This window comes from Rhodococcus olei, from assembly GCF_039540555.1.
Classification (GTDB): domain Bacteria; phylum Actinomycetota; class Actinomycetes; order Mycobacteriales; family Mycobacteriaceae; genus Rhodococcus_G; species Rhodococcus_G olei.
The window spans coordinates 257032-267849 of the sequence record NZ_BAABFB010000044.1; the positions used below are offsets into that span (position 1 = coordinate 257032).

9 protein-coding genes are annotated in these 10818 nt (G+C 69.8%); 6 read left to right on the forward strand and 3 right to left on the reverse strand.

All coding sequences use genetic code 11. The features are described 5' to 3' along the window. Positions 1–35 precede the first annotated feature (35 nt). The 4 genes from ABD951_RS14495 (at position 36) to ABD951_RS14510 (ending at position 6048) form a co-directional block, all read left to right on the forward strand. Positions 36–1235, forward strand: a complete 1200-nt coding sequence (locus ABD951_RS14495; RefSeq protein ID WP_345345926.1) for an argininosuccinate synthase — start codon at positions 36–38, stop codon at positions 1233–1235. A 3-nt stretch (positions 1236–1238) separates the two neighbouring features. Further along, positions 1239–2663 (forward strand): argininosuccinate lyase, encoded by a 1425-nt coding sequence (argH, locus tag ABD951_RS14500; RefSeq protein ID WP_345345928.1) that lies wholly within the window; start codon positions 1239–1241, stop codon positions 2661–2663. Positions 2664–2758: 95 nt separating this feature from the next. Continuing rightward, the gene (locus tag ABD951_RS14505) at positions 2759–5740 is read left to right on the forward strand and encodes an AMP-binding protein (protein ID WP_345345930.1); all 2982 of its coding nucleotides are present in this window, start codon (positions 2759–2761) and stop codon (positions 5738–5740) included. An 89-nt stretch (positions 5741–5829) separates the two neighbouring features. Then, a complete protein-coding gene (locus ABD951_RS14510; RefSeq protein ID WP_345345932.1) occupies positions 5830–6048 on the forward strand; it encodes a Trm112 family protein in 219 nt (72 codons plus the stop codon). On the opposite strand, the gene ABD951_RS14515 is transcribed toward ABD951_RS14510, so the two are convergent. From ABD951_RS14515 to ABD951_RS14525, 3 genes are read right to left on the reverse strand one after another with little or no spacing between them, the layout of a single operon-like run. Beyond that, complete coding sequence (locus tag ABD951_RS14515) at positions 6012–6662, reverse strand: TetR/AcrR family transcriptional regulator (protein ID WP_345345934.1); 651 nt, start codon at positions 6660–6662, stop codon at positions 6012–6014. The genes ABD951_RS14510 and ABD951_RS14515 overlap by 37 nt on opposite strands. After that, on the reverse strand, positions 6659–7414 hold the full coding sequence (locus tag ABD951_RS14520; protein ID WP_345345936.1) for an ABC transporter permease: 756 nt from the start codon (positions 7412–7414) through the stop codon (positions 6659–6661). Before ABD951_RS14520 ends, ABD951_RS14515 begins: the two co-directional genes overlap by 4 nt. After that, a complete protein-coding gene (locus ABD951_RS14525) occupies positions 7411–8148 on the reverse strand; it encodes an ABC transporter ATP-binding protein (protein WP_345345938.1) in 738 nt (245 codons plus the stop codon). The genes ABD951_RS14520 and ABD951_RS14525 overlap by 4 nt, the downstream gene beginning before the upstream one ends. Positions 8149–8262: 114 nt before the next feature. On the opposite strand from ABD951_RS14525, the gene ABD951_RS14530 reads away from it, so the two are divergent. After that, positions 8263–8895, forward strand: a complete 633-nt coding sequence (locus ABD951_RS14530; protein ID WP_345345980.1) for a DNA-3-methyladenine glycosylase — start codon at positions 8263–8265, stop codon at positions 8893–8895. Positions 8896–8903: 8 nt separating this feature from the next. Then, the gene (gene tyrS, locus ABD951_RS14535; RefSeq protein WP_345345940.1) at positions 8904–10178 is read left to right on the forward strand and encodes a tyrosine--tRNA ligase; all 1275 of its coding nucleotides are present in this window, start codon (positions 8904–8906) and stop codon (positions 10176–10178) included. Positions 10179–10818 lie beyond the last annotated feature (640 nt).

Sequence of the window (10818 nt, forward strand, 5' to 3'; positions counted from 1 at the left end):
GACAAGAGTGACAACCCCAAAGGAGCACACAGACCATGGCTGAACGCGTCGTACTCGCCTACTCGGGCGGGCTGGACACCTCCGTGGCCATCAGCTGGATCGGCAAGGAGACCGGCAAAGAGGTCGTCGCCGTTGCCATCGACCTCGGCCAGGGCGGCGAGGACATGGAGGTCGTGCGTCAGCGTGCCCTCGACTGCGGCGCCGTCGAGTCGGTCGTGGTGGACGCCCGCGACGAGTTCGCGAACGAGTACTGCCTGCCGACGATCCAGGCCAACGCGCTGTACATGGATCGCTACCCGCTGGTCTCGGCGATCAGCCGGCCGCTGATCGTCAAGCACATCGTCGAGGCCGCCCGCGCGCACGGTGGCACCGTCGTGTCGCACGGCTGCACCGGCAAGGGCAACGACCAGGTCCGTTTCGAGGTCGGCTTCGGTGCCCTCGCGCCCGACCTCGAGGTCATCGCGCCGGTCCGCGACTACGCGTGGACCCGTGAGAAGGCGATCGCCTTCGCCGAGGAGAACAACATCCCGATCAACGTCACCAAGCGTTCGCCGTTCTCGATCGACCAGAACGTGTGGGGCCGAGCGGTGGAGACCGGGTTCCTCGAGGACCTGTGGAACGCGCCCACCAAGGACGTCTACGACTACACCCAGGACCCGACGCTCAACTGGAACACCCCCGACGAGCTGATCATCAGCTTCGAGGCAGGCAAGCCGGTCGCGATCGACGGCAAGCCGGTCACCGTGCTCGAGGCCATCCAGGAACTCAACAAGCGCGCGGGCGCCCAGGGTGTCGGCCGCCTCGATGTCGTCGAGGACCGTCTCGTCGGCATCAAGAGCCGCGAGATCTACGAGGCCCCCGGTGCGATGGTGCTGATCACCGCCCACCAGGAGCTCGAGCACGTCACCCTCGAGCGTGAGCTCGGTCGCTACAAGCGTCAGATGGAGCAGCGCTGGTCCGAGCTGGTCTACGACGGCCTGTGGTTCTCGCCGCTCAAGGACGCGCTCGACGCGTTCGTCGCCAAGACCCAGGAGCGGGTCACCGGCGACATCCGGCTGTTCCTGCACGGCGGTGCGATCACCGTCAACGGCCGCCGCAGCCCGGAGTCGCTGTACGACTTCAACCTCGCCACCTACGACGAGGGCGACACGTTCGACCAGTCGTACGCGAAGGGCTTCGTCAACATCCACGGCCTGTCGTCGAAGGTCGCGGCGAAGCGGGACCTGGGTCTCTAGGTCATGACCGACGCGCACGGTACCAACGAGGGTGCCCTCTGGGGCGGCCGGTTCGAGTCCGGACCGGCCGCCGCGATGGCGGCGCTGAGCAAGTCCACGCATTTCGACTGGGTGCTCGCGCCGTACGACGTGCGTGCCTCCAAGGCGCACGCCAAGGTGCTGCACGCCGCGGGGCTGCTCAGCGACGCCGACCTGGAGACGATGCTCGACGGCCTCGACCGGCTCGGCGCCGACGTCGCGAACGGTGCGTTCGTGCCCGCCGACTCCGACGAGGACGTGCACGGCGCGCTCGAACGCGGTCTGATCGAGCGGGTCGGACCCGAGGTCGGGGGTCGGCTGCGGGCCGGTCGTTCGCGCAACGACCAGGTCGCCACGCTGTTCCGGATGTGGTTGCGCGACGCGGTCCGCCGGGTCGCGTCCGGGGTCCTCGACGTCGTCGACGCCCTCGCCACGCAGGCGGCGGCGCACCCCGAGACGGTGATGCCGGGCAAGACCCACCTGCAAGCCGCGCAGCCGGTGCTGCTCGCGCACCACCTGCTCGCGCACGCCCACCCGCTGCTGCGGGACGTGCAGCGGCTGGCGGACTTCGACAAGCGGGCCGCGGTGTCGCCGTACGGTTCCGGCGCGCTGGCCGGATCGTCCCTCGGGTTGAACCCGGACGCGATCGCGGCGGAGCTCGAGTTCGACTCGGCGGCGGACAATTCGATCGACGCGACCTCGTCCCGCGACTTCGCGGCCGAGGCGGCGTTCGTGCTCGCGATGATCGGAGTCGACCTGTCCAGGATGGCCGAAGAGGTGATCATCTGGAGCACACCGGAGTTCGGCTACATCACACTCGCCGACGCCTGGTCGACCGGTTCGTCGATCATGCCGCAGAAGAAGAACCCCGACGTCTCGGAGCTCACCCGGGGCAAGGCCGGACGGCTGATCGGCAACCTCACCGGTCTGCTCGCGACCCTCAAGGCGCAGCCGCTGGCCTACAACCGGGACCTGCAGGAGGACAAGGAGCCGGTCTTCGACTCCGTCGCCCAGCTCGAGCTGCTCCTGCCCGCGATCACCGGTCTGGTGTCGACGCTCGAGTTCCACAGCGACCGGATGGCGGAACTCGCGCCCGCCGGCTTCACCCTCGCCACCGACATCGCGGAATGGATGGTGCGCCAGGGGGTTCCGTTCCGGGTCGCGCACGAGGCCGCGGGCGCGTGCGTCCGGGTCGCCGAGGCCCGCGGCGTCGGGCTCGAGGACCTCACCGACGAGGAACTGGCCGCGGTGGATCCGGCGCTCACCCCGGCGGTGCGGGAGGTGCTGACCGTGCACGGGTCCATCGCCTCCCGTAACGCCCGCGGAGGCACCGCCGGTGTACAGGTGGCGCGTCAGCTCGACCGGGTGCGGGAGTCGGTGGGGCGGCTGCGGACCTGGCTCGGGAACTGATCGATGCGGCGCTGGATCGGGAACTGATCAAGTGGGAGTGCCGCGCGCGTATAAGGTTTTCCGGATAACCGGCTGGACAGTATGGGGGCGCGGCAGTGAGTTGGTCTGAGGTGCTGAACGGTTCCGTTCGACGCGTGGTCGCGACCGCGCAGAACGGTCTCGAGGTCGTCCGGCTGGGCGGCCTCGAGACCGAGGCGCGGCCGTCGGACTTCCGGATCGTCGAGCGGGAACCGATGTACCGGCTGCGGCGCTACTTCCCGGACGACGTGTCCGACTCCGCAGGCACGCCGCGGCCGCCGATCGTGCTGGTGCCGCCGATGATGATGGCCGCGGACGTCTACGACGTCACGCAGGAGCAGGGTGCGGTGGGAATCCTGCACTCGATGGGTCTCGATCCGTGGGTCGTGGACTTCGGTTCCCCCGCGACCGAGGAGGGCGGCTGGGACCGCACCCTCGCGGACCACATCGTCGCGATCAGCGAGATCGTCGACCGGGTGCACAAGCACACCGGGCAGGACGTGCACCTGTCCGGCTACTCGCAGGGCGGAATGTTCGCCTACCAGGCGGCCGCGTACCGGCGGTGTCGCGGGGTCGCCTCCCTCGTCACGTTCGGCTCCCCGGTGGACACGCTCGCGGCGCTGCCGTTCGGGATTCCGGGCGACATCGCGGCCCCGGCCGCCGACTTCCTCGCCGACCACGTCTTCACCCGTCTGTCGATCGCGGGTTGGATGGCGCGGACCGGATTCCAGCTCCTCGACCCGGTCAAGACCGCGAAGTCGCGGTTCGACTTCCTGCGCCAGCTGCACGACCGCGAGGCCCTGCTGCCCCGTGAGCAGCAGCGTCGTTTCCTCGCGCAGGACGGCTGGGTGGCGTGGTCGGGTCCGGCGGTCGCGGAACTGCTCAAGCAGTTCGTCGTCCACAACCGGATGATGTCCGGCGGATTCGTGATCGGCGACCGCCCGGTGTCGCTCGCGGAACTGACCTGCCCGATCCTCGCGTTCGTGGGGGAGGTCGACGACATCGGGCAACCGGCCGCGGTCCGCGGCATCCGCAGGGCCGCCCCGAGGGCCGAGATCTTCGAATCCACGATGCGGGCCGGGCACTTCGGGCTCGTGGTCGGGTCGCTGTCCGCGAGCCACACCTGGCCGACCACCGGCGCGTGGGTGCGCTGGCGGGCCGGCCTCGGGCCGAGTCCCGACGGCATCGCTCCGATGATCGCCGAGGACCTCCCCGAGGCGGAGACCGGTGTGTCGGTCACCGACAGGCTGCTGCACACCGGTGCCTCGATGGCCGAGGTCGGCGTCGGCGCCGTCCGCGGGGTCCTCGGGGCGACCGCGCAGGCGGTGCGCGGCAGCCGGGAGCTGTCCGCCGAGGCGGCGCGCGCGCTGCCTCGACTGGTGCGGCTCGGCCAGATCCAGCCGCACACCCGGATCTCCCTGGGCAAGCTGCTGGCCGAGGCCGGACAGAGGTCACCCCGCGGCGAGTGCTTCCTGTTCGACGACCGGGCGTACACGAACGAGTCCGTCAACGTCCGCATCGACAACGTGGTCAAGGGGCTCATCGCGTGCGGTGTGCGCCCGTCCACCCGGGTCGGTGTGCTGATGGAGACCCGCCCGAGCGCGCTCGTCGCGATCTCCGCGCTGTCGCGGATGGGAGCCGTCGTCGTGCTGCTGCCCCCGACCGAGGACCTGCGCGAGGCGGTCCGTCTCGGGCGGGTGGCCACGGTCATCTCCGACCCGGACAACCTGCGTACCGCCGAGACGCTCGGACCCCCGGTGCTGGTCCTCGGCGGCGGCGAGTCCCGCGTGCTCAACCTCGAACCGGGTTCGGAGACGGTCGATCTGGAGCGGATCGACCCGGACGCGGTGGAACTGCCTGCGTGGTACCGCCCGAACCCGGGCCGGGCGAACGAGCTGGCGTTCGTGCTGTTCGGGCGGTTCGGCGGCGAGGTCGAGGCCAAGCACATCACCAACCACCGCTGGGCACTGTCCGCGTTCGGCACCGCGACCGCGGCCAACCTCGGCCGCGGGGACACCGTGTATTCGATTGCGCCGCTGTACCATTCGTCGGTCCTGTTGGCGACTCTCGGTGGTGCGATCGTCGGCGGCTCCCGGATCGCGCTGACCCGCGGCCTCGACCCGGAGCGGTTCGCGACCGAGGTGCACCGCTACGGCGTCACGGTCGTCGCCTACACGTGGACGATGATGCGGGAACTGGTCGACAGCTCCGATTCCGGGCTCGACGCCTCGCATCCGATCCGGCTGTTCATCGGGTCGGGCATGCCCCGCGGCCTGTGGCTTCGGACGATGAAACGGTTCGCTCCCGCGCAGGTGCTCGAGTTCTACGCGTCCACCGAGGGTGCGGTCGTGCTGGCCAACGTCTCCGGTGCGAAACCCGGCTCGAAGGGTCGTCCGTTGCCGGGCAGCACCCAGGTGAGGATCGCCGCGTACGACCCCGTCACCGGCAGGTTCCTCGAGGACGATCGTGGCCTGGTCCGCGAGTGCAGGGCCGGTGAGGTCGGTGTCCTGCTGGGGCAGGCGACGGGTGCCGAGGCGGTCAGCGGTGCGATGCGGGGCGTGTTCGGCGCCGGTGACGCCTGGGTGGCGACCGAGCACCTGTTCCGCACCGACAGCGACGGCGACCACTGGCTGATGGACGACAAGAACAGCGTCGTCACCGCGTTGCGCGGACCGGTCTACGGCGAACCGATCGTCGACGCCCTCGGCGGCCTCGACCAGGCGGATCTCGTGGTCGTGTACGGCGTGACCGTCGGCGGCGAGGAGATCGCGGTGGCCGCGTTGACGTTGCGCCCGGGGACCTCGTTGACCGCGGCGGATCTCGCCGACGCGCTCGCCGAACTCGAACCGGGGCAGTGCCCGGACCTCGTGCACGTGGTGCCCGAGATCCCGATCAGCAACTCGTACCGCCCGCGTCGCGGTGCGTTGCGGGCCGCCGGGTTGCCGAATCCCGGTGTCCGGGCGTGGTACTACGACGCCGGGCGGGACGGCTACCGGCGCCTGACCCGGGCGGTCCTGACGGACCTGAAGCAGCGTGGCAGCGCGGCGCTGACGGGGTAGTGGGGGCGGGTCCGATCGGCCGTGCGCTGCGCACCGGGTAGCCTGGCCGACGTTGTCGTTCCGTGAACACAGACCCGAGAGGACCGTCCGTGGCGCTCGATCCCACCCTGCTGAGCATCATCGCCTGCCCGCAGGACAAGGGCCCGCTCCTGCTGGTCGGTGACGAACTGCTGTACAACCCGCGGTTGCGGCGTGCGTACCCGATCGAGGACGGCATCCCGGTGCTGCTGGTCGACGAGGCACGCGACGTCACCGACGCCGAGCACGAGGACTACGTCGCGCGGGGCACCGGTCCGGCCGAGGCCTGACCGGGCGCGGCGTCCAGGTCGCCGGTCAGGTACCGCTGCATCGTCGGGCCGACGAGCGTGACCACCTCGTCGATGCTCAGCGACGCGAGCGGCTCGACCCCGAGCAGGTAGCGGACCACGAACAGCCCGGACATCTGCGAGGCCAGCAGGGTGGCACGCACCGGCCCGCTGCCGGGCGGGTCGTCGATCCGATCGATCAGCTCGCGCAGCACGACCTCGATCAGGAAGTCGCGGACCAGCCCGGTCGACTCGCCCGAGATCGCGGTGCGGAACGCGGCCTGAACGGCATCGCCGAGGGCGGAGTCCCAGATCCCGAGCACCGCGCGCAGCAACTGTTCCCCGGCTTGTTCGACCGGGGCGTTCAGGATCGCGGCGAGCACCACGTGCGGATCCACCGGCATCGCGACCGCGGCGAGGAAGAGTTCGCGCTTGGTGCCGAAGTAGTGGTGGACCAGGGCCGAGTCCACCCCTGCCGCGGCCGCGATCGAGCGGACCGAGGTCTTGTCGAAGCCGGTGTCCGCGAACCGGGCCCGGGCCACGGTGAGGATCGCCTCGCGGGTGTCCGGGTTGCCCGGCCTGCGGCCGGTGCGCACGCCCTCCGGCCGGTCGGTCACTGTGTGCGCCTGCGCAGCGTGGCGGCGGCGAGGCACAACGCGACGACCGCGAATCCGGCGACGACCGCGAGGTCACGCCACATCACGGCGGTGGCGCCGGGATATCGCGCGACCTGTTGCAGTGCGTCGACCGCGTAGCTCAGCGGCAGCACGTTGGAGATCCAGCGCAGCCAGTCCGGCAGCTGGTCGCGCGGCACCAGCAGCCCGCACAGGAACAGCTGCGGCAGCACGATCATCGGCATGAACTGCACCGCCTGGAACTCGGTGCGGGCGAACGCACTGCACAGCAGACCGAGTGCGACCCCGAGGACCGCGTCGACGACGGCGATCAGGATGACGAGCCCGACGCTGCCCGCCGTCGACAGTCCGAGCAGTCCGAACGCGACCAGGCAGGCGAGCACCGCCTGCACGGCGGCGGCGATGGAGAACGCGGTCCCGTAGCCGGCCAGCAGGTCCAGCTTGGACAGCGGCGTGGAGAGCAGCCGCTCGAGGGTGCCCGAGCTGCGCTCGCGCTGCATCGCGATCGAGGTGACGAGGAACATCACCACGAACGGGATCAGCCCGAGCATGACCACCGCGACCCGGTCGAACACCGTCACCTGGTTGGGCGGGGGCGGGACGTTCACGTACAGGAAGTAGAGCAGGGTCATCAGCAGGGCCGGGACCAGCGCGATCATCGCGACGGTGCGGTGGTCGGCGCGGAGCTGGCGCAGGATGCGGCCCGTGCTCGCGGCGTAGATCCGGGTGTTCACGGCTGTGCTCCCTCCCGTTCGCGGATCAGGGTGAGGAATGCGTGTTCGAGGCTCGACTCGCCGGTGCGGGTGAGGAGCGCGGTCGGTGTGAGAACGTCCAGCAGGTCGCCGTCGCGCATCAGCAGCAGCTCGTGGCAGTGTTCGGCCTCGTCCATCACGTGGCTCGAGACCAGGAGGGTCGTGCCCGCCGCGGCGAGCTCGGCGAACCGCCCCCAGAGGTCGGCGCGCAGCACCGGGTCGAGCCCGACGGTCGGCTCGTCGAGAACCAGCAGGTCGGGCTCAGCGACGAGCGCGCAGGCCAGGGACACGCGCCCGCGTTGACCGTTCGAGAGCTCTCCGGTCCGGTCGTCGCCGTAGTCGCCGAGCCCGACGGTCTCGACGGCCTCGGCGACGGCCGAGGCCGGGCGACCGTAGAGCGCGGCGAAGTACCGGATGTTCTCGCGCACCGTCAGGTCCGGGTAGACGCTCGGGGACTGGGTGACGTACCCGACGCGGCGGCGCAACGCGACCGATCCCGCCGGCTCGCCGAGCACGGTCACGGTTCCGGATTCCACGATCTGGGTGCCGACGATCGCTCGCATGAGAGTGGTCTTTCCGCAGCCCGACGGGCCGAGCAGCCCGGTGATGGACCCGGTCCGCACCCGCAGATCGAGTCCGTGCAGAACCACGCGTCTGCCGCGCCGCACGACCAGGTCGCGGATGTCGACAGCGGGTCCGGTGAACGATTCGGACATCGTCCGCTCCAATTCATCAAGTGATGAAATCATCGTCTGATGAATTTATAGACCCGTGGCGGCCGCAGGTCAACGGGTGTGCGGTGCACAATTTCGGTCGTGGCAGAACTGTCGATGTCGCGCTCTGCGGACCTGAGTGCGGACGCGTTGACCGCGGCGGACCCCGTCGGCGCGGCACACCTGGTGCTCGGGGCGGTGCTGTCCGCGGGCGATGTGCGCCTGCGGATCGTCGAGGTCGAGGCGTACGGGGGAGACCCCGCCGGGCCGTGGCCGGACCCGGCCGCGCACTCCTTCCCGGGCCCGACCGCCCGCAACGCCGTGATGTTCGGACCCGCCGGACGGCTCTACGTCTACCTGAGTCACGGGCTGCACTTCTGCATGAACGTCACCTGCGCTCCCCCCGGGACCGCGGGTGCGGTGCTGCTGCGGGCGGGGGAGGTTCTGGGCGGCGAGGAGGTCGCCCGCGGCCGGCGCGGCCCGAAGCGGGGGTGGCGCGAATTGGCCCGTGGTCCCGGAAATTTCGGTCAGGCGACGGGAATCACCCTGGCGGACAACGGCTCCGACCTGTTCGATCCGGAGTCGCCGATCCGGCTCGGCCCCGGGCCCGCGGTGCCCGTCGCGTCCGGGCCGCGCGTTGGAATCGCCCACGCGGCCGACCGCCGATGGCGTCTGTGGGATCCCACGTCGACCGCCGTTTCCGCGTACCGGCGCAGCCCGCGTGCACCCGTCGGCCCGAGTGCGGGATGATCGAGCCCGTGACTGAGAACATCATCGACGAACTGACCTGGCGCGGACTCATCCAGCAGTCCACCGATCTCGACGCCCTGCGTCGCGACGCCGACGGTGGTCCGGTCACGCTCTATGCCGGGTTCGACCCCACCGGACCGAGTCTGCACGCGGGCCATCTCGTGCCGCTGCTGGCGCTCAAGCGGTTCCAGCTGGCCGGTCACCGCCCGATCGTCCTCGCGGGCGGCGCGACCGGCCTGATCGGCGACCCCCGCGACGTCGGCGAACGGACGATGAACTCCGCCGACACGGTCGCCGAGTGGGCGCAACGGATCCGGGCGCAGCTCGAACGGTTCGTCTCGTTCGACGGCGACAACGCCGCCGTCATCGAGAACAACATGAACTGGACCGGCAACCTCAGCGCGATCGACTTCCTGCGCGACATCGGCAAGCACTTCTCCGTCAACGTCATGCTCGCCCGGGACACGGTCAAGCGGCGGCTCGAGGGCGACGGCATCTCGTACACCGAGTTCAGCTACATGCTGCTGCAGGCCAACGACTACCTCCAGCTGCGGCGCGAGCGGGGGTGCACTCTGCAGGTCGGCGGCTCGGACCAGTGGGGCAACATCATCGCGGGTGTCGAACTGAACCGCCGGGTCGACGGCGAACACGTACACGCGCTGACCGTGCCGCTCGTGACGTCCTCCGACGGCAAGAAGTTCGGCAAGTCCACCGGCGGCGGCAGCCTCTGGCTCGACCCCGAGATGACCAGCCCGTACGCGTGGTACCAGTACTTCGTCAACACCGGTGACGCCGACGTGATCCGCTACCTGCGGTGGTTCACGTTCCTCGGTCGGGACGAGCTCGCGGAGCTCGAGGCCGAGGTCGCCGAACGTCCGCAGGCGCGGGTCGCGCAGCGTCGGCTCGCCGCGGAGATGACCACGCTGGTTCACGGCGCCGAGAACACCGCGGCCGTCGAGCTCGCCAGCCAGGCGCTGTTCGGCAAGGGCGAGCTGCGGGACCTGGACGAGTCGACCCTGGCGGCCGCGCTCACCGAGGCGTCCGTCGCGCAGGTGCGGGCGGGCGAGCCGGCGACGATCACCGACCTGCTGGTCGCCAGCGGTCTGTGCGAGAGCAAGGGTGCGGCGAAGCGTGCGGTCAAGGAGGGCGGCGCGTACGTGAACAACGCCAAGGTCGGCGCGGAGGACTGGACGCCCGAGTCCGGCGACCTGCTCCACGGTCAGTGGCTCGTCATCCGTCGCGGCAAGCGCAACTTCGCCGGCATCCAGCTGCTGCCGGCCTGAGACGGTCCGATCCGGAGGGCGTCGTCACTCGCGAATGCGAGGGACGGCGCCCTCCGGCGTTTCAACGTCCTCGAATCGGGAACCTTCGAGGAGCCCCGGCGATGCGTGTGCGGCGTCACACCGGGCGGAATCCGCGGGTTCGGGCGGGTGGGAGCGGCGCGACCAGCGGATTCTCCGGCGGGTAAGCGGTGTGACCAGCGGATTTGCGTCGGCGTTCACGGCCACGTAACTTTTGTCGAGTCAGAGCGACACGGACACCGACTCCGCCCCCCGGGGTGAGAGCGAACGAGGTTGGACGAAGGCGCCTGACAAGCCACTCAGAACCGATTACGTCGGCGTTTGCGCCGGGGATGGTGATGAGTTAGGCTGGAACAGTTGCCCCGGAGAGGCCGAGAGAGAATCTCGGGATCGAAGGTGTGTGCGTGTTCTTTGAGAACTCAACAGTGTGCCGATGAATGTCAGTGCCAATATTTTTGGTACTCCGCTCCATCGTTTGGATGGGGTGGGTATTTGCTGATCGTCTCATTCTTCCGTCTGGGATGGTCAGTGTTCAGCTAGTTTGAGTTTTTATGCTAGTGATTTGACTCTTTCGCTATGGCTGATTGCCGGCTTGCCGGCCAATCGAGAGTCTTCAACGGAG

Bases quoted from the DNA above. Each gene is read 5' to 3' on its own strand.
- ABD951_RS14495 (WP_345345926.1), top strand. From the start codon at position 36: ATGGCTGAACGCGTCGTACTCGCCTACTCGGGCGGGCTGGACACCTCC.
- argH (WP_345345928.1), top strand. From the start codon at position 1,239: ATGACCGACGCGCACGGTACCAACGAGGGTGCCCTCTGGGGCGGCCGG.
- ABD951_RS14525 (WP_345345938.1), bottom strand. From the start codon at position 8,148: ATGTCCGAATCGTTCACCGGACCCGCTGTCGACATCCGCGACCTGGTC.
- ABD951_RS14530 (WP_345345980.1), top strand. From the start codon at position 8,263: ATGTCGCGCTCTGCGGACCTGAGTGCGGACGCGTTGACCGCGGCGGAC.